Origin of the sequence: Streptomyces sp. CoH27 (genome assembly GCF_020181035.1) — a bacterium.
Taxonomy (GTDB): Bacteria; Actinomycetota; Actinomycetes; order Streptomycetales; family Streptomycetaceae; genus Streptomyces; species Streptomyces camelliae.
Genome location: NZ_JAIQYY010000003.1, coordinates 353,850 through 371,942 on the forward strand (window position 1 = coordinate 353,850; position 18,093 = coordinate 371,942).

The following is an 18,093-nucleotide window of genomic DNA, read 5'->3' on the forward strand; positions in this document are numbered from 1 at the left end:
TCCGACGGCCCGCCGGAAGACTCCGGCCGGGAGGGACGGCTCCCGGCCGGGAACCGTGGACCCGAGCGGGGTCCACGGCAGCCGTTCCGGGGCGCGTGCGGACGCACCCGCCCCGGAACGGTCACCCCACCGCTCACCGCTCACCGCTCACCGCTCGACGAGCACCCGTCACGGTCCCGCACGACCACACATGCACCACCTCCATGAAACCCACGTCGAGGCCGACGTGTTACCCGCCCGGAGGAGCCGCCGTGGCCGCCCATCCTGTCGACGAGAAACTCCCCGCCCTCAAAATGGCGACCAGTGGCCTGCAGCATGTGGCCGCCATGTACGCGGGAGTCGTCGCACCACCCCTGATCGTCGGCGCGGCCGTAGGCCTGTCCGCCACCGACCTGACCTTCCTCACCGGAGCCTGTCTGTTCACCGCCGGGCTCGCCACCTTCCTGCAGACCCTCGGGTTCTGGAAGATCGGCGCCCGGCTGCCGTTCGTCAACGGCGTCACCTTCGCCGGTGTCGCGCCGATGACGGCCATCGTCGCCTCGGCCGGGGACAAGTCCGACGCCCTGCCGATGATCTTCGGCGCGGTGATCGTCGCCGGTCTCCTCGGCTTCTTGGCGGCGCCCTTCTTCAGCAAGGCCGTCCGCTTCTTCCCGCCCGTCGTCACCGGCTCGGTCATCACCCTGATCGGCGTCTCCCTGCTCCCGGTCGCGTTCGGCTGGGCCCAGGGGCCGAACCCCGCCGCGCACGACTACGGCTCGACGACCAACCTCACCCTGGCCGGCCTCACCCTGCTGATCGTGCTGCTGCTGCGCCGCTTCACCCGCGGCTTCGTCAAGCAGATCGCGGTCCTGCTCGGCCTGATCACCGGCACCCTCCTCGCGATACCCTTCGGCGCCACGGACTTCAGCCCCGTCGCGCACGCCGCCGTCGTCGGCTTCCCCACCCCGTTCCACTTCGGCACCCCCACCTTCCACATCGCCGCGATCCTGTCGATGTGCGTGGTGATGGTCGTCTCCATGACCGAGTCCACCGCCGACATGCTCGCCCTCGGCGAGATCGTCGAACGCCCCTCGGACGAGAAGACGATCGCGGCCGGCCTGCGCGCCGACACCCTCGGCTCCGCGCTCAGCCCGCTCTTCAACGGCTTCATGTGCAGCGCCTTCGCCCAGAACATCGGCCTCGTCGCCATGACGCGGATCCGCAGCCGCTTCGTCGTCGCCGTCGGCGGTGGCTTCCTGGTCCTGATGGGCCTGTGCCCGATGGCCGCCTCGCTCATCGCGGTCGTCCCCCGCCCGGTCCTCGGCGGCGCCGGCGTCGTCCTGTTCGGCTCGGTCGCCGCGAGCGGCATCCAGACCCTGGTCCGGGCCGGCCTGGAGAAGGACAACAACGTCCTGATCGTCGCCGTCTCCCTCGCCGTCGGCATCATCCCGATCACCGCGCCGGGCTTCTACCACGCCTTCCCCGAGACCGCGAGGATCGTCCTGGACTCGGGCATCTCCACCGGCTGCGTGATGGCCGTCCTGCTCAACCTGGTCTTCAACCACCTCGGCCGCACCCGCGACGCCGAGGACGTCACCCATCCCATGGAGTCGGGCGAGGAGCTGGCGCCGGCGCACTGAGTCCCGCGCGGGGTACGGCGGTCCGCCGTACCCCACGCGCTTGTCTGCGGCAGTCTTGGACCATGAACGAGTCCGGCCGCGTGGAGGCCCGACCCGGGCCCGGTTCGCTTTCGGCTCCCTCGGCTACCCGCTGACGATGGCCCTCGCCTTCGTCTCCGCACCGTTCCTGTGGACTGAGCAGGAGTGAGCCTGCTCAGCCGCACGCCCCGAACGGTCTTGGGCGCACTGGTCCCCGGCGTACTCGACCCCGGGGCGGCGACACGCATCCTGTGCGTGGTCCGATCCCGGGAGGCCGGCTCCCTCACGACCTGGCCAGATGGGTACGGCCAGAGGCGACGGGGAGGCCCTGAACCATCACTCCGGTGGAGCAGGGGCCCCGCACGCTGGCGCCGTACCCGGCGTCCCAGATCGCACGATCACCGTAGCCCGAACGGCCCAGCCCACAGCAAGCCCGAAAGCCGACCACCACACGATCGGGTTAAGCTGCCCTTGTGCACACTCCCCGGCGAGCAGTCGCCAATCCCTCACCCTCGCCGCCCACGGCCTGCTCGCCCTGTACTACGGCTTCAACCAGGTACCGGTCCCGCTCCGCCGGGACACCCCATGAGACGAACCGGTCAGAAACGCGGCACACCCTGACAAGGCGTCAGAGCGGGCAGTCGGCCGGTGACGTAGGAGCGGGGCGGGACTCCCATCAGGGCGCGGAAGTCGGAGGTCATGTGTGACTGGTCGAAGTAGCCGGTCACGGTGGCCAGTTGGGACCAGGGGGCGTGTCCGGCCCGGGTGACGACCGTGCGGACGCGGTCGATGCGGGCGTAGTGCTTGGGGGAGACCCCGACGCCCTCGGCGAACAGGTTGCGCAACTGGCGTTCGCTGACCGCCAGTTCGCGGGCCACCTCCCGCACCTGTGCCGGTGCCCGGTCCGGGCGGACCGACAGCGCGTCGACGCCCGCACGCAGCAGCGCCGTACGGGCCGGGTCCACGGCGGCCGACAGGAGCTCCGGAAGCGTCTCGACGAGGTACGGCACCGCCTCCCGCGGGTCCAGCCGGCGCAGCCCGGCCGCGAGCCGGCGGGGCGTGTCGCCCGGCAGGTCCTCCAGCCGCGCGGTTCTGCCGACCAGTTCGGTCGCCGATACGCCCAGCAGCGGTCGGGTCATGCCGGGTGCGAGACGCAGTTCGACGCAGCGGACGTGGGCCTTGCCCTCGTGGTACGACGCCCGCACCCGCGGCCCGGAGACCAGCACATCGCGCCGCCCGTCCGCCCCCACCCGCAGGATCACCTTGGTGACCGCGGCGGGCAGTCGTACGAAGGGCTCCTCGGCGGGCTCGGTGCGGGACACGGACAGCGTGCGCACCCCGGAGATCCAGGGGCGCAGCACCTCGGGCGTGGTCAGGTCCTGCTCGGCGACGGCGTTCGGCATCACTCCACGGTAAGCGCGCCCGACCGCTTCCGGGCCGGTGAACCGTGCCGGAATTTCCAAGAGTCCGGCATCGCTCCCGGCCCATCGTGGACCACATGATTCTGGTGACAGGTGCCACGGGCACCACCGGCAGTGAAGTCGTACGACAGCTCACGGCGCGCGGCGAGAAGGTGCGCGCGCTGACCCGCGACCCGCAGCGGGCCCGGATGCCCGCCGGGGTGGAGGTGGCCGGCGGGGACTACGCCGACCCGGACTCCCTGGCGGCGGCGATGACGGGGGTGACGGCCGCGTACCTGGTGTGCCCGCCCGGCCCCGGCGCCGCCCACGACACGGCGCTGGTCGCGGCGGCCCGGGCGGCGGGCGTACGGCGGCTGGTGAAGCTCTCCGCCATCGGCACCGACGATCCCGCCACGGGGCCGACCGTTGCCTGGCACGGGGTGGGGGAGCGGGCGGTCCGGGACAGCGGGGCCGAGTGGACGGTCCTGCGGCCCTCGTCGTTCGCCACGAACACGCTGGCCTGGGCGGCGGCGGTCCGCCGGGGCGAGCCGGTGCCGAACATGACCGCCGACGGGGCGTCCGGGGTGATCGACCCGCGCGACATCGCCGAGGTGGCGGTGCGGGCCCTGCTCGACGCCGGGCACGCGGGGCGGACGTACACCCTGACCGGCCCGGCGGCGATCAGCGTCCCGGACCAGGTCGCCGTCCTCGCCGCGGTCCTCGGCCGCCCGCTCACCGTCCGGAATCTGTCGCAGGACGAGACCCGCGACTTCCTGCGCACCGCCTACGGCATCGACGAGAGCGGGGTGGAGGACGTCCTGACCGGTGTCGCCTACCTCCGCGACGGCCGCAACGCGACGGTCACCGAGGACGTGCCGCGGGTGCTGGGCCGGCCGGCCAGGACGTTCCAGGAGTGGGCCGAGGACCACAAGGAGGCCTTCCTGACCGGGTGAACCGGCCTCACTGGCGCGGCAGCCGGCGGCGCGGCCCGGCCGAGGCCCCGCCGCCGGGATGCCTCACCGGCTCCCCGGCCGCAGCACCGCCTCGGCCGCAGCACCGCCTCGGCCGCAGCACCGCCCCGGCCGTCACCAGGGCCGCCACCGCGATCCCCGTCGCCACCCCGGAACGCCGGCCGGCAGCCCTCCGCCGTCGCCGGGATCAGCTCCGCGCCCGGTCGAGCAGACCGCCGGTGCGGCTCGCCGCCCGTGTGCTCAGCATCGCGAGACCCCAGCAGCACCCGGTAACCGCCGTACTGCGCGGCCGTGCGCGCGGACAGGCCCAGCATCTCACTCCCGTCGCCCATGAGTTGAACGACACCCTGCTCCGGCTGGCCGAATGGGCCGCGCACAACCGGGAGTACATCGCCGGGGCGCGGGCGGCCTGCGACGCCGGGCACCGGCCGGAGCTGCTCGACGCGTAAGCCCGCGGAGCCTACAGACCGAACAGGGCGAGGTCCGTCGTCAGCTCCTTGAACACCTCTCGCGGGTCGGCGACCATCTTGCGCTCCTCAAGATCCAGCAGGCCGCCCACCGCGCTGACCTCGGCCGCGAGCGTGCCGTCGGTCTTGCGTATCTCCTGCACGATCCGGAAGGTCTTGCCACCGCCCCACTCGAACGCACAGGTCACATCGACCTCGTCGCCGGCGAGCAGTTCGCGCCGGAAACGGATCGTCGTCTCCAGCGCCACCGGGCCCACGCCCCGCCCCACGAGCCGTGTCTGGCTGATGCCGGCCGCCTGGAGCAGTGACCAGCGGGCATGCTCCGCGTAGTTGAGGTACACGGACTGGTTCAGGTGTCCCTGCGTGTCGGTCTCATAGCCGCGGACGGTCACGCGCACGGAAAACGGCTCGCTCACGATGTCCCCTTCTCGTGTATGGCACACTTACCCTCCGATCCTGGCATGCCGCTCACACCCGGCGTGGCGAGGCCAGCAGATACCGCGCTCTCGTCCGCGGCTCGGTGTACTCACCCGCCTGCCAGCCCGCGCGCTCCAGCGTGGCCGCGCAGGCCGCCAGGGCCGGGGCGTCCGGCGCGTACACCGCCACGGCCTCCGGCTGCGGCGTCGCCCGCACCCGGTAACCGTCCCCGTCCCCGCTCGCCGGACGGTGCCCGGCCGCCTCCAGGGCGAGCGCCGCGGCCCGCACCAGATGCGCCCGTTCCCAGTCGCACGGCCGGTCCACGGCGCCGTCGGCATGGGTCATCCGGCGCAGCTCCAGCAGCCCCTGCCAGGCACCGTGCACCTCGCGCGCCCGCGCCGGCCCGTCCTCGGCCGGCTCCTCCTCGCCGCCGACCCGCGCCGCGAACACCCCCGCGTCGGGCACCGGCTCCGGTGCCGCCTCGGGCACCGCCTCCCGTATCCGGTGCCCCGCCGGCGTCAGGAAGTGATCGTGCGGCGGCCGGGGATGCCGAAAGGCCAGGCCCCGCTTCACCAGCGCCGCGAGCTGTGCCTCCGTACCCCGCAACCGCCCGGTGACCGGGTCGGCGCCCTCGACCACCCGCCGCTGCGCGGCACTCAGCGCTCGGGTCACAGCCGTACTCCTTCCGTCCTTCTCGCAGAGTACGGCGCGGGTCTGACATCGGTCCCGGGCAGCCAGGGCGGCCCGCTACTGCCCCGGCCGGATGTTCCACCCCGCCACCACCGGCCGCTCGTGCTCCGTGCCGAGGCGGCACAGGGTGCCCGTGGCCAGCTGGAACAGGGCCCCCTGCTGGGGCGGGAGGCCCAGCCGGCGGGCGGTGAGGACGCGGAGGAAGTGGCCGTGGGCGATGAGGACGACGACGCCCTCGGTGTTGCAGAGGGCCGCGTCGGCCTTGGCGAGCATCCGGTCGGCGCGCTCGCCGACCTGTTCCGCGGTCTCGCCCGGGTGCTCCGGCGGGCCCGGCGCGACCCCGTCCGTGAACAGGAACCAGCCGGGCCGGGTGCGCCGGATCTCCGGGGTGGTCACGCCCTCGTAGCCGCCGTAGTCCCATTCGCGCAGGTCGGCGTCGACCAGGGCGTCCGGGATCCCGATGAGCTCGGCGGTCTCCCGGGCCCGCTGCAGGGGGCTGACGAACGCGGCCCCGATCCGGTGCGAGCGGATCAGCGGCACCAGCCGGCGCGCCTCCTCCCGCCCGTGCTCGGTGAGGGGTACGTCGGTCCAGCCGGTGTGCCGTCCGGACCGTGACCACTCGGTCTCACCGTGCCGGACGAGAAAGAGGTCACCCACGTCAGCGCCCTTCCCGCTCGTCTGTCAGCACGGTGTCACAGGGAGGCGGCCGCCCGCAGGACGGACTCGGCCAGACGGCCGTTCTCCAGGGCGGCGCCCACCCCGGAGGGGAAGGAGAACCGGCGCCGGGTGTAGGCGTAGGCGATGCCGTGCGCCGGGTCGGCGAAGCCCAGCGAGCCGGTCGCGCCGCTGTGCCCGAAGGTGCCGGCGTCGAGGAACGGGTAGAGCCCGGGGGTGTGCTCGAAGCCGCGCGCGAAGTGGTCCTCGCTGCCGACGACCAGGTCCGGTCCGCCCGGGGTGCGCAGCTCGCCGAACAGGGCCGCGGTCGCGGGCGTGAGCAGCGGCGGCCTGCCGTCCACGGTGCTGATGGCGGCCGCGAACATCCCGGCGACCCCGCGCGCGTTGCCCACCCCGCCGGAGGACGTCGGCCCGAGCGCCTTCACCCGGGGGTGATTGCCGAAGGCCACCAGGTCGGTCGGCTCCGGTGTGTGCGCGTTGAAGGCGATGCCCCGGATGCTGTCCGGGGCCGCCGCCCGCTCCTTCAGCAGTACGGCCTCCTCCGGGGTCGGCACCAGCGGCTGCACGTCCACCCAGCGCGGCTCCGCCTCCGCCGGCAGACCCAGGTAGTAGTCGAGGCCGTACGGCGCCCGGATCCGCTCCTCGTACAGCTCCTGGATCGACCGGCCGGTCACCCGGCGCACCACCTCGCCGGTGAGGGCGCCGATGACGAAGGCGTGGTAGCCCCAGGCGGTGCCCGGCTCCCACAGCGGCCTGCGCCCCGCCAGCCGGGCCGCGATGAGCCGGTCGTCCGCCAACTCCTCGATGGTGAAGCCCTGTTCGGCATCGCCCACGAGTCCGGCCCGGTGCTCCAGCAGCTCGCCCAGCGTCAGCCGGTCCTTGCCGTGGGCGCCGAACTCGGGCCAGTACGCGGCGACTTCACGCTCCAGGTCGAGCACCCCGTCCTGCACCAGGAGCGCGACGACGAGATGCGCGGCGCCCTTGGCGATGGAGTACAGGTTCGTCAGCGAGTCCCCGTCGATGCCGTCGCCGCCCCACAGGTCCACCACGCGCCGCCCGTGCCGGTACACGACGAGCTGTGCGCCCGGATCGTCCCGTTCCCCGGCGAGCACCGCCGCGAACTCCGCGCGTACGCCCTCGAATCCCTCCGCCACCGTTCCGTGCACATCGATCGGCATGTGTCGTTCCCCCTGTTCGTAGATCAGCGACGCAAGTCGACAACGTGGGGGCGCCGCCGGGCATTCCCCCGCTCCCGTGCCGCCGCTCAGCGCCCCTGCGCGACGCGCCGCGGCGGTGCCATGGCCACCGTCGCACCGCAGGCGTCGATCGAGGCGGCCCTGAGGTGCGTGTCCGTGACGGGGACGACGGCCGGGCGGGAGTCGTGCGGTGCCCGCACCGCCGCCTCGGTCTGCCGCACGCACCAGCTGCCCGCGCCGGGCGTGCCGGCGGGGGTGTAGCGGAGGTCCACGGAGATCGCCGCCCTGGCGGGCAGGATGACGGCGGCCGGGTGTCCGTGCCCGGCGCCGTCGATGCTGTCCGCCTTGCCGTTGTGGATCTCCAGTCCCGGGTAGCCGCCGAACACACAGGTTCCCGGGCCGTTGTTGCGGGCGGTCAGCCGTGCATGGCCGACACCCTTCGCCGTGCCGAGCCGGGCCAGTGTCCAGCTCAGCGCGGCGGTACGGCACGGCGGCGCGGCCGTGGCCGCGGGCGGGGCCTTGGCCGTGGCTGTGGCCGGCGGGGTCGTGGTGGTGGTGCGGTTCGTCGTGCCGCCGCAGGCCGCGAGGGCCAGGGCGGCGGTGAGAGCGGCGAGGCCGCCGGTGGTCAGCCGGGTCGTCGCGCGCATCGGTCCCCCTTCGTTCCTCCGGAGTCGTGGATGCGTCAGGTGCCGGGGTGGACCAGCGTGTTCTCGGTGCCGATGGATTTGGTGCCGTTGTCGGCGTACAGCGTCGTCTCGCCGTCGGACCAGCGCACGATCAGGTCGTTGCGCGTGTGGTCGGCGGTGAAGTCGCCGGACGTCATGGCCTGGGCGTGGGTCCACGTGCCGTTCGGGCCGAGCACCCGGGAGCGGGTGCCGGGTCCCGCGGCCGAGGTGCCGGCGTAGGAGTCGAGCGAGCCGTCCCCCCAGCGGGCCAGGAAGCCGGGGGTGCCGCCGAAGTCTCCGCCGGTCAGCTGGGCGGCCTTGGTCCAGGTGCCGTTCGCCGCGAGGAGCTGTCTGGTGGGGCCGAAGCCGCCCGTGCCGACCCCGGTGTGCAGGGTCAGCCGGCCGTCGGACCAGCGCACCAGCAGATCGCTCGCGCCCTTGTGGTCGAACTGCCCGGACGTGATCTGTACGGCGTTCTTCCAGTCGGACTTGGGGGCCGCCATCCGGACCTCCCGGCCGAGGCCCGCGGTGCCGATGGCCGGGTACAGCGTGGCCTCGCCGTCGGACCAGCGCACCAGGAGATCGCTGTGGCCGTCGCCGGTGAAGTCCCCGCTGGTGAGCGTACGGGCGTACGTCCAGGTGGAGTTGGCGTTCGCCAGCCGCTGCTCGGACCCGAACCCGCCCTTGCCGTCCCCGGGATAGAGGGTGATGCCGCCGTCGGACCAGACGACGAGCAGGTCGCCGAGGTGGTCGCCGGTGTAGTCGCCGGAGGCCAGCAGCTTGGCCCCTCGCCAGCGGGCGGCGCCGCCGGGCAGGGCGTTGATTCCCTTGTAGGGCGGCAGGTCGGCGGGCGGGTCCTGGTTCGCGACCGCGTCGGCCAGGAGGTTCGCGGCGTCGGCGCCGAACGCCGGGGCATAACTGATGTAGTCGACGTCCGCGTCGTTGCCGCCGCCGTTGTAGCCGCCGAGGTTGCCTATGACATGGCCGGTCGTGGCGTCGTCCTGGTAGTCGGTGATCCAGGGGCTGCCGGACACCCCGCCGTAGTAGCCGCCGCAGGTCATCGACATCTGCCGGTAGCCGGGCAACTGCGTGGTCGGCACGGTGCACTTGAGGGCGCTGCCGGTGTTGTTGTGCCCGTAGGACGGATAGCCGACGACGGTGACGTTCTTGTTGGCGTAGCCGGACGGCTGGGTGAAGGTCAGACCGCCGCCCACCGCGTCCTCAAGGCTCTGCCCGCGCTGGTTGGCCGAGACCCGGGCGAAGGCGGTGTCCAGGTCGGATGCGGCCGTCTTGGTGGTGCTCGATCCCTTGTCGGGTACGTACCGGGGGTCGGTGAACATCCGCTGGATGTGGAAGATCCCGTACGGCTGCTGGTCGGGGCCCGCGCCCTTCACGAACTTCGGGACGAAGATGTAGTCGGCGTTCATGTTCAGCCCGCAGTGGGCCGCGGTGAGGACGATGTTCCGCGCCGTCGTGTCGATCACGCTGCCAGTGCAGTGCCAGGTGGTGCCGCCCGGCCCGTCCGACCCGAAGAACGTCCCCACCAGGCGGGTCCCCGGGAACGCCGTGCCCTGCGGCCCTCCCGCCGCCGCGACCGACGGTCCCGGACGGCTCGGAGCGGTGCGCCCGCCGTCCAGCGGCCGCGCGTCGGCCATGCGCCCGGCGGTCCAGAACCGGGCCGCGTCCCGCGCCTCCCGCCCCGCGGGGGACGGCGCAGGCGCGCCGTCACCGGCCTGTGCCGCGGGAGCCGCGAGCAGAGGCGTCGCGAGGCCGAGGGCCGCCGCACACAGTATGGCGACGGCGGTCCGGCGGTTTCCGTACGTAAGCAAAGATGCCCCCTGGTCTGATCGAACCGGACCAGGGGGAGCGGCGGTGCGGCGCGGGTCTGGCGCCCACCGAGAGCCTGTGGTGTCAGCCGTGTATGGACGTCCCCCCGGTCGCACAGGCGATCTTCGCACATTTTCGCGAAATGCGGGGATCGGGCAGCGCACGTCCACCGGTCCGTCACGTGACGAACTGTCGGGGCTGGGGCGCCCGGCCGAGCGGGCAGCGGGCCGTCTCCTGGCCGAAACCCTGATGGCCGGCCTGACCGGCCTGCCGGTCAGGCCGGTGGAGATCCTGCCTCGCGACGACGGCAGCACGACCGCCCCGAACTCCTCACCGTTGCCGGGACGTCGAAGGAGGCGGCGGTGAAGACCGGCCGGCACGGCCTGTTCGGCGAGACCCCGCGCCGTGTCCGCATCCTCACCCTGAACACGCCCCGCCTGTCCGGCGCCTACTGCCGATATCCGCCGAGGAACCGTCCGATGCGCCCGATCGCCGCCTCCAGATCCTCCGCGTGCGGCAGGGTGAGGATGCGGAAGTGGTCGGGGGAGGGCCAGTTGAAGCCGGTGCCCTGGACCACCTGGATCTTCTCGCGCAGCAGCAGGTCGAGGACGAACTTCTCGTCGTCGTGGATCTTGTGCACCTTGGGGTCGAGGCGCGGGAACGCGTACAGCGCGCCCTTGGGCTTCACGCACGAGACGCCGGGGATCTCGTTGAGCTTCTCCCAGGCGGTGTTCCGCTGCTCGTACAACCGGCCGCCGGGCAGCGTCAGTTCGCGGATGGACTGGCGGCCGCCGAGCGCGGCCTGGATGGCGTACTGCGCGGGCGCGTTGGCGCACAGCCGCATGGAGGCCAGCATCGTCAGGCCCTCCAGATAGTCCTTCGCGTGCTGCCGCGGGCCGGTCACGACCAGCCAGCCGGAGCGGAAGCCCGCCACCCGGTACGTCTTCGACAGCCCGCAGAAGGTGAGGACGACCAGATCGGGGGCGAGGGCCGCGGCCGAGTGGTGCACGGCGTCGTCGTACAGGATCTGGTCGTAGATCTCGTCGGCGAACACCATCAGGCCGTGCCGGCGGGCGAGGTCGAGGATGCCCTCGACGACCTCCTTGGGGTAGACCGCGCCGGTCGGGTTGTTCGGGTTGATGATCACGACCGCCTTGGTGCGGTCCGTGATCTTCGACGCCATGTCGGCCAGGTCCGGGTTCCAGTCGGCCTGTTCGTCGCACAGGTAGTGCACCGCCTTGCCGCCGGCCAGGGTCGTCACGGCCGTCCACAGCGGGAAGTCCGGGGCCGGGATGAGGATCTCGTCGCCGTCCTCGACCAGCGCGGTCACGGCCATGGAGACCAGCTCGGAGACGCCGTTGCCGAGGAAGACGTCGTCCACGCCGACATCGAGGCCCAGGTTCTGGTAGCGCTGGGCGACCGCCCGGCGGGCGGAGAGGACGCCGCGTGAGTCGGTGTAGCCGTGCGCCTGCGGCAGCATCCGGATCATGTCCTGGAGGATCTCCTCCGGCGCCTCGAAGCCGAAGGCTGCGGGGTTGCCGGTGTTCAGGCGCAGCACGCTGTGTCCCGCCTTCTCCAGCGCGTTGGCGTGCTCGATCACCGGACCGCGGATCTCGTAACAGACCTCGCTGAGCTTGTTCGACTGCCGGAACTCCATGCGCCCCTCCGGAAACTCGTGTTGCTTGGTTTTACCAAGTGGACGCTTGGAAAGTCCAACATCTTGTCTAGACTGCGTCGCATGTCACCTCGCCGAAGCTACGACCAGTACTGTTCCGCAGCCCGCGCCCTCGACCTCGTCGGCGACCGCTGGACCCTGCTGATCGTCCGGGAGCTGCTGGCCGGGCCCCGCCGCTACACGGACCTGCACGCGGACCTGCCCGGCGTGAGCACGGACGTCCTCGCCTCACGGCTGAAGGACATGGAGCGCGACGGACTCACCACCCGCCGTAAGCTGCCCCCGCCCGGCGCGGCGTACGTGTACGAACTCACCGCCCGTGGCCGCGCGTTGCTGCCCGTCCTCCAGGCGCTGGGCAGCTGGGGCGCGGCCGAGCTGGGGGAGCGGCGTCCGACCGACGCGGTCCGCGCCCACTGGTTCGCACTCCCGCTGCTGCGGGCCCTGGAGGGTGAGGGGCTGGTCGAAGTCGGCCTGGAGGAGGGCGAGTTCCATCTGCGCGTCGGCGCGCAGGAGGGCCCGGTCTACGGCGACGGCCCGGCGCCCGGCGAGGCCGACGCCCGCCTCGTGCTGGACGCGGCGACCTGCGAGGCCGTGGCGCGCCGGGAGCTGAGCCTGCCGGACGCGGTGCGGGCGGGGCGGGTGACGGTGACGGGCGAGGGCACACTCGCGAAGGCGCTGCGGGAGGCGTGAGGAAGCACGAAGGCCTGCCGAAGCGGCAGGCCTTCAAGGGTGGTCGAGGTGCTGCGGCGGCTCAGACGCCCGGCGGCACCCGGGACGGCCGTCCCGACCCCCGCGTCAGCGCATAGCCCCCGATCCCGGCGAGCGCCGCGAGCACGGCACCGATCCCGGTCCACACCCACCGGTCGGACCACCAGCCGGAGGACCAGCCGTCGTTCCGGCCGAAGCTGGACAGCGCCGCCGTCTTCGAACCGCCCTGGTCCGCCGCGGACTTGACGGCGATACCGGGCACGAGCGGCTTGCCCAGCGAGCCGTCCACGGCCGAGGCACCGCCGATGTCCTTGGAGTCGACACGCACCTCGGCGCTCACCGGCTGACCGAGGTCGGAGGCGCCGAGGTCCACCACCGTCAGCCGGACGTAATAGGTGCCCGGCAGCGGGTCGTCGGACCACGGCTCGGCCCAGCCGCGCACCGTGCGCAGCACACAGGCCAGCTCGGCCTGAGAGGCGTCCTGCGCGACCGGGCGGGGGTCGGCGCCGTACTGGCAGGCCTGCCGGCGCCGCAGCCCGTCGTACACGTCGAGCTGCCAGGTCTGCGCGCCGTGCGTCCGCGGGAGCTTCACGGTCGCCTTGACGGTGGGCCGCTGCCCGACGTCGGCAGGGAACGACCAGTACAGGTAGTCACCGGTCGAGCCCGACGCGGTGGCTGACTGCCCCTGCTTGATCTCCGTCGCCGTACGGAAGGAGGTGCCCGCCTGGGTGGGCGCCGAGCCGTCGGCGGAGGCGCTCGCCGAAGGGCTCGGGGTGTTGGCGGCGGCCGGCCCGGCGGCCAGCCCCACCGCCAGCAGCGCGGTACTCAACGCAACGGTGAAACGCATCAGTTCGTCCTCCAGACCGCGACCCGCCAGCGCGACAGCCAGCCCCACAACAGACCGGCCAGAAACCCGATCACGACGAGCGCGCCCAGCAGCCACCAGCCGCGCCCGAGGCCGAAGGAGGCCACGTCGTGATGGCCGGACGGCCCGGCCACGACGTCGACGGTCAGCTCGATCGGCAGACCGGGCGCCGTCTTGACCCCCGGGGCGGCCGAGAAGGAGTGGCTGACCTGGAGACACACCGTCTCCGCCGGCGCGTTGTCGTCGTCGCTCGCCGGCTTCGGATAGCGCAGCCCGGTGGAGACGACGTCCGTACGGCCGGTGCCGGCGGCCTCACCGCGCACGATCTCCCGCCCGTGCACGGTCACCGCCCGCAGCAGCACGCCGTAACCGGGGTTCACGGCGCGGTCGTCGGCCACGCTGACCGAGGTGCGCAGTTCCTGGCCCGGTTCGACGGAGACCTTGTACCAGCGCTGCTGCCCGAACGCGGCCCGGTCCGTGTACAGCCCGGACTTCAGCTCCGGCGCGTCGGTGCACTGGGCGGCGCCCTCGGTGGCCACCGGCGTCACCACCGGATCGGCGGCCCGGTCGACCAACTGCCCGACCCGGCTGCTCAGCTGCTCCTTGTGCCGTACGTCGGTGTAGGTGCCGCCGGTCGCGTCCGCGATGCAGCTGAGCTGGTCACGGGTCTTGGCGTCCGGGACCAGGCCGAGGGTGTCGATGGTCAGCCCGACGCCCTTGGCCGCTATCTCGCGGGCCACCTCACACGGGTCGAGCGGCTGGCAGGTGTCCTCGCCATCGGTGATCAGGACGATACGACGGGTTCCGCCGCCGCCGTTCAGGTCGTCCGCCGCCTTCAGCAGCGCCGGCCCGATCGGCGTCCAGCCGGTGGGCTGCAGCGTGGCCACCGCCGTCTTGGCGTCGGTCCGGTTCAGCGTGCCGACGGGGTAGAGCTGCGCGGTGTCCTTGCAGCCCTCCTTGCGGTCGTTCCCGGGGTAGTTGGCGCCCAGTGTGCGGATGCCGAGCTGGACCTCCTGCGGGGTCGCGTCCAGCACCTCGTCGAACGCCTGCTTCGCCGCGGCCATCCGGGAGCCGCCGTCGATGTCCCGGGTACGCATGGAACCGCTGACGTCCAGCACGAGTTCGACCTTCGGAGCGGCCGCCTGTGTCTCGTCGGCGACGGCCCCGCCAGGGAACGCGATCCCGGCCGCCAGGGCGGCGAGCAGAGCACACACGCCCGCCGCCAGCCGTTGTCTTCTGATCATCGCAGGATCCTATGGAGCAGATGCGCCGGGCTCCAAAACGAGCGGGTTCGGCAGCGCCGTCCACTGGTCGCCCGGGGTCCGCGGGGACAGGCGCATCAGGGTCAACGCCTTGACCGGGAGGGGCGATTCACGCAGGGCCGACAGGTCGGAGGTGGCCGGGAGGTGGGGGAGCGCGGCGGCCAGGGCCGCTCCCAGGGGCGCGGCCGAGCCTGCGGTGGCCGCCAGGGATCCGGCCACCAGAGAGCCGAACAGCTTGCGGCGCAGGGCGGTTTCGTCGTCCGTGATCAGACGGCCGGTCAGCGGGGGCGGGGTGAGACCGTGGCGGGCCAGGCGGGCCGGGCTGATGCGGATGTCGGCCAGGTCGCGGTAGACCAGCCGCCGGGGAGCGCCGTCGGCCGACAGGATCACCAGCAGGTTCTGCCCGTGCGCCTCCAGGGCCACGCCGAGGTCGAGCAGAAGCAGGCCCACGGTGAGCGCCAGCCGGGCGAACGCGGCCGTCCAGCCGGGGGAGTCGGGCAGACCGGTCAGGGGCAGCGCGGCCACCGGCAGCACCCGCTCGCCCGGTGCCGCGTACACCTCGGGCGACTCCCGCAGCAGCGCCGCGAGATCGGGGGAACCGGCCGTGACCGCGCCCAGCGTGCGGGTGATGTGCAACAGGCCCTCGGTGCGCGCCGTCAGCTGCTCGGCGAGGTCGTTGAGAGGCCCGGCGGACCGGATCGAGTAGGCCGAGATGTCCCGCACCGACGAGGTCAGCCGTGCGCTCAGCGCGGTCTTCACATGCGGCCCGCCGTCCGGCAGCGCGAGGGTGCGCAGGGACAGCAGGGGGTGGGCCGAGCGCCAGGGATCGGACGAGCGGTTCAGCCGGTGGGCGGTCTGCCACGGATGCACGGGGACCAGCAGCCGCTCCCCGTCCCGGAGTTCCGCCGGCCAGTCGCCCGTCAGCAGACACTCGTCCACCGGTACCGGCACCGTCCCCAGCCCCACCACCGGCCGGTGCTCGGGGCCGTACGCGAGCTGCTCCGCGACCGAGAACCCGGGCCGCGAACGGCAGTTGGGATGGTATGGATGCCCGTCGGTCACCCGCTGCTCCCACTCCCAGTCCCTTCCCGGGCCTTCGGTCGGGGGGACCCCCACCGGCCACTCCTTCGGGTGATCCGCATCCGCCCGGGACAGCGCCAACGAGGCCGCGCTGCCCGCCAGTTCCGCCGCGAACGCCGCGCCGTGCGGCACGGCCAGGGCGGCCATCAGGCCCGCCGGATCCACGTGACGTTCCTGGCCGAGGCGGACCCCGGTGACGTACGCGCTCGTGGCATACGGATCCGCGTGCGGCCCGTACAGCGTCCTGCCGTCGGCCAGCCGCAGCGCCAGCCCGTGCGCCCCGCGCACCCGCCCGGTGATCCACGGCAACGGCTCATGCGCCAACGCCCGCCACAGGCGGCTCAGCACGGCAGCACGGGCACCCGGCAGCTCCGCCGTGTACCGGGTCAGCAGGGCAGGCCGCACGGCGGCCAGCTCCGCGGCGATCTCGGCCTCGGCGGCGGGGGGACGGTGCACGGTCGGCTCCTTGGGGAGGGGAGGGCGGGCGCCCGGTCGGGGACCGAGGACGGGAAGGGGGGCGGGCTCGGTGGCCCCGGGACGGGAACGGGATGCGGAGGGGGTGTGGCGACGGGGAAGGGGGACGAGTGAAGGAACGGGACGGGGAGCCGGTGGGGACGCGGGAGGAGGGGACGGGGGGAGACTCGGGTGGGCCCGGGATCCGGGCTCGGGGCACGATTGTGAAGGACGACGGACATACTGATCGCGACCGGCTCCCGGATGCGCTCCGCACGAGACCGACGGCGTACACGTCGCACGGCGTCCCCGGCCGGCGGCCACCGGCCGGGCGCACCGCGACGCCGGGCGCGCCCCGCCGGACACGGGACGACCTGTCCGGCCACAGGACGAAGAACGAACGAATGGATCGCGTGGACCTCACACACCCCGCCGGTGCCGTCGGCCGCCGCGCCGACGCGTACGCGGCCGCGCCCCTGCTCAACTGCCTGCTGCGCGAAGTGGCCGAGCCCCTCCCGGACCCGGACATGGTCCTGGCAGCGCCCCCGAACCCGGTCGCGGCCCCGCAACCGGCTCCGCAGCCGCCCCCGGACACACTCCCCGGTGACCGCCGGATCCACCGGCTGCCCAGTGGCCGGCTGTTGCGGGTGCGTCCCGGGCGGCGTCCCGGTGAGCCCGAGGTGTGCGCCTCCGGTGTCTGGCGTCCCGTCGGTCACACCGAGCTGGTCAAACTGGTCGCCGAGGAATTGCGCCGGCACACCGGCCAGTCCGGCGGCGACCTGCCCGCCGAGATGGTCGACAGCCGGGACGCGGTCGCCGCGCTGCTCACCGCCCGCGCCGGCGCGACCGCGCCCGCCGACCCCTACCTGCGCTCCGAGCAGTCCCTGATCACCGGCCACCCCTACCACCCGGCCCCCAAGGCCCGCGGCGGCGGCCCGGTCGCGTCCTGGCTGCCGTACGCCCCCGAGGCGCACGCCCGCTTCCCGCTGGTGCTGCTCGGCGTCCGCGAGGACCAGGTGGCCGAGGAGGGCGACACCCGCGCCCTGGACGCCCTCGGCACCGCCCCGCCCGGCTACCGGCTGCTGCCCGCCCACCCCTGGCAGCTGGACCTGGTGGGCCGTGAGCTGGCGGCGGCCTTCGCCGACGGCCGTCTGCTCGACCTCGGCACGACCGACTTCGACACCTGGCCGACGGCGGCGGTCCGCACGGTGTACGCGCCCCGCCGCGACCTGTTCCTGAAGTTCTCCCTGGACGTCCGCATCACCAATGACATCCGCCGCCTCTGGCGCCATGACCTGCGCCGCCTGCGCCGCACCGACACGGCCGCCGCACAGGCCTTCGCGGCCGTGCGCCCGCCCGCGGCCTGGCTGAGCGACCGCGGCTACCGTACGGCCGCCTTCGCCTTCGAGGAACTCGCGGTGCTCGTCCGCGACGGGCTGCGCGACCACCTCCCGCCCGGTGCCGTCCCGCTGCTCGCGGCCGGGCTCGCCGAGGGCTTCGAGGGCAGCCCGCTGGCGGCCACCGCCGACCCGGAGGCCTGGTGGGAGGCGTATCTGCGGCAGGTCGTACCACCCGTTCTGACGGCGTTCGACGAGCACGGGGTCGTCGTGGAGGCCCATCTGCAGAACACGCTCGTCGCCGTCGACGCGGCCGGCACGCCGGTGCGGGCGCTGTTCCGGGACGCCGAGGGCGTCAAGCTGCTGCCGGACGTGACCCGGGCCGCGGGCTGGGAACGGCTCGTGTACTGCCTGGTGGTGAACCACCTCACCGAGATCGCCGCCGCGCTCGCCGAACACCACCCCGGCCTCGACCCCTGGCCCGCCGCCCGCCGCGAACTCGCCCGGCACGGCCTGCCGGAGATCCCCGTCCTGCTCGCCGCGGCCACGCTGCCCGGCAAGACCAACCTGCTGCTGCGCTGGACCGGCGCGGACGGCGCGGACGCCCGCTATCTGCCCCTGCCCAACCCGCTGGCCGGCGCCTGACCCGCCGCGAGACGGCTCTGCCCGGACTCCAGCGGCTGACGTTATGCTCTGCACATGCATCTTTCGTCATGCCGTAGCTGGTGGCGCTCCCCGTAGGAGCGGCCGACACGCACGCATGATCCG

General features: G+C 73.4%; 16 protein-coding genes. 5 read left to right on the forward strand and 11 right to left on the reverse strand.

Features of this window, described 5'->3' with window-relative positions; all coding sequences use genetic code 11:
• The first annotated feature begins 251 nt into the window (after positions 1-251).
• Entirely contained in the window at positions 252-1,619 is a 1,368-nt protein-coding gene (locus LE548_RS06820) for a nucleobase:cation symporter-2 family protein (RefSeq protein ID WP_225095737.1), read from the forward strand.
• Between the two features lie 617 nt (positions 1,620-2,236).
• Here LE548_RS06820 and LE548_RS06825 read toward each other — a convergent pair.
• Positions 2,237-3,040, reverse strand: coding sequence for an AraC family transcriptional regulator (locus LE548_RS06825; protein WP_225095738.1), 804 nt, complete (start codon positions 3,038-3,040; stop codon positions 2,237-2,239).
• A gap of 95 nt (positions 3,041-3,135) precedes the next feature.
• On the opposite strand from LE548_RS06825, the gene LE548_RS06830 reads away from it, so the two are divergent.
• On the forward strand, positions 3,136-3,990 hold the full coding sequence (locus LE548_RS06830; protein WP_263635761.1) for an NAD(P)H-binding protein: 855 nt from the start codon (positions 3,136-3,138) through the stop codon (positions 3,988-3,990).
• Positions 3,987-4,457: a hypothetical protein gene (locus LE548_RS06835; protein ID WP_225095740.1), complete on the forward strand. Its 471-nt coding sequence runs from the start codon at positions 3,987-3,989 to the stop codon at positions 4,455-4,457. Before LE548_RS06830 ends, LE548_RS06835 begins: the two co-directional genes overlap by 4 nt.
• An 11-nt stretch (positions 4,458-4,468) precedes the next feature.
• Here LE548_RS06835 and LE548_RS06840 read toward each other — a convergent pair whose 3' ends face one another.
• From LE548_RS06840 to LE548_RS06870, 7 genes are all read right to left on the reverse strand, one after another.
• Entirely contained in the window at positions 4,469-4,891 is a 423-nt protein-coding gene (locus LE548_RS06840; RefSeq protein ID WP_225095741.1) for a thioesterase family protein, read from the reverse strand.
• Between the two features lie 52 nt (positions 4,892-4,943).
• The gene (locus LE548_RS06845; RefSeq protein ID WP_225095742.1) at positions 4,944-5,564 is read right to left on the reverse strand and encodes a hypothetical protein; all 621 of its coding nucleotides are present in this window, start codon (positions 5,562-5,564) and stop codon (positions 4,944-4,946) included.
• Positions 5,565-5,639: 75 nt separating this feature from the next.
• Positions 5,640-6,239, reverse strand: a complete 600-nt coding sequence (locus tag LE548_RS06850) for a histidine phosphatase family protein (protein ID WP_225095743.1) — start codon at positions 6,237-6,239, stop codon at positions 5,640-5,642.
• A gap of 35 nt (positions 6,240-6,274) precedes the next feature.
• Positions 6,275-7,435: a serine hydrolase domain-containing protein gene (locus LE548_RS06855; RefSeq protein ID WP_225095744.1), complete on the reverse strand. Its 1,161-nt coding sequence runs from the start codon at positions 7,433-7,435 to the stop codon at positions 6,275-6,277.
• Between the two features lie 86 nt (positions 7,436-7,521).
• Positions 7,522-8,100 (reverse strand): DUF4232 domain-containing protein, encoded by a 579-nt coding sequence (locus LE548_RS06860; protein ID WP_225095745.1) that lies wholly within the window; start codon positions 8,098-8,100, stop codon positions 7,522-7,524.
• A 35-nt stretch (positions 8,101-8,135) separates the two neighbouring features.
• Positions 8,136-9,947, reverse strand: coding sequence for an FG-GAP-like repeat-containing protein (locus LE548_RS06865; RefSeq protein WP_225095746.1), 1,812 nt, complete (start codon positions 9,945-9,947; stop codon positions 8,136-8,138).
• A gap of 446 nt (positions 9,948-10,393) precedes the next feature.
• On the reverse strand, positions 10,394-11,602 hold the full coding sequence (locus LE548_RS06870; RefSeq protein WP_225095747.1) for a pyridoxal phosphate-dependent aminotransferase: 1,209 nt from the start codon (positions 11,600-11,602) through the stop codon (positions 10,394-10,396).
• Between the two features lie 81 nt (positions 11,603-11,683).
• Between LE548_RS06870 and LE548_RS06875 the strand changes: the two genes are divergently transcribed.
• Positions 11,684-12,310, forward strand: a complete 627-nt coding sequence (locus tag LE548_RS06875) for a winged helix-turn-helix transcriptional regulator (protein ID WP_225095748.1) — start codon at positions 11,684-11,686, stop codon at positions 12,308-12,310.
• A gap of 61 nt (positions 12,311-12,371) precedes the next feature.
• Here LE548_RS06875 and LE548_RS06880 read toward each other — a convergent pair whose 3' ends face one another.
• Genes LE548_RS06880 through LE548_RS06890 form a run of 3 tightly spaced genes read right to left on the reverse strand, consistent with a single transcriptional unit; the run spans position 12,372 to position 15,991 of the window.
• Entirely contained in the window at positions 12,372-13,175 is an 804-nt protein-coding gene (locus tag LE548_RS06880; RefSeq protein WP_225095749.1) for a hypothetical protein, read from the reverse strand.
• Entirely contained in the window at positions 13,175-14,437 is a 1,263-nt protein-coding gene (locus LE548_RS06885) for a VWA domain-containing protein (RefSeq protein WP_225095750.1), read from the reverse strand. Before LE548_RS06885 ends, LE548_RS06880 begins: the two co-directional genes overlap by 1 nt.
• Positions 14,438-14,446: 9 nt before the next feature.
• On the reverse strand, positions 14,447-15,991 hold the full coding sequence (locus LE548_RS06890) for an IucA/IucC family siderophore biosynthesis protein (RefSeq protein ID WP_225095751.1): 1,545 nt from the start codon (positions 15,989-15,991) through the stop codon (positions 14,447-14,449).
• Between the two features lie 401 nt (positions 15,992-16,392).
• Between LE548_RS06890 and LE548_RS06895 the strand changes: the two genes are divergently transcribed.
• Positions 16,393-17,970 (forward strand): IucA/IucC family siderophore biosynthesis protein, encoded by a 1,578-nt coding sequence (locus tag LE548_RS06895; protein ID WP_225095752.1) that lies wholly within the window; start codon positions 16,393-16,395, stop codon positions 17,968-17,970.
• Positions 17,971-18,093: the final 123 nt, after the last annotated feature.

What these genes read in the sequence shown, in the direction of transcription:
- LE548_RS06825 (WP_225095738.1), bottom strand. Translation starts at nt 3,040, where the DNA reads ATGCCGAACGCCGTCGCCGAGCAGGACCTGACCACGCCCGAGGTGCTG.
- LE548_RS06830 (WP_263635761.1), top strand. Translation starts at nt 3,136, where the DNA reads ATGATTCTGGTGACAGGTGCCACGGGCACCACCGGCAGTGAAGTCGTA.
- LE548_RS06855 (WP_225095744.1), bottom strand. Translation starts at nt 7,435, where the DNA reads ATGCCGATCGATGTGCACGGAACGGTGGCGGAGGGATTCGAGGGCGTA.
- LE548_RS06860 (WP_225095745.1), bottom strand. Translation starts at nt 8,100, where the DNA reads ATGCGCGCGACGACCCGGCTGACCACCGGCGGCCTCGCCGCTCTCACC.
- LE548_RS06870 (WP_225095747.1), bottom strand. Translation starts at nt 11,602, where the DNA reads ATGGAGTTCCGGCAGTCGAACAAGCTCAGCGAGGTCTGTTACGAGATC.
- LE548_RS06875 (WP_225095748.1), top strand. Translation starts at nt 11,684, where the DNA reads ATGTCACCTCGCCGAAGCTACGACCAGTACTGTTCCGCAGCCCGCGCC.
- LE548_RS06880 (WP_225095749.1), bottom strand. Translation starts at nt 13,175, where the DNA reads ATGCGTTTCACCGTTGCGTTGAGTACCGCGCTGCTGGCGGTGGGGCTG.
- LE548_RS06885 (WP_225095750.1), bottom strand. Translation starts at nt 14,437, where the DNA reads ATGATCAGAAGACAACGGCTGGCGGCGGGCGTGTGTGCTCTGCTCGCC.
- LE548_RS06895 (WP_225095752.1), top strand. Translation starts at nt 16,393, where the DNA reads ATGGATCGCGTGGACCTCACACACCCCGCCGGTGCCGTCGGCCGCCGC.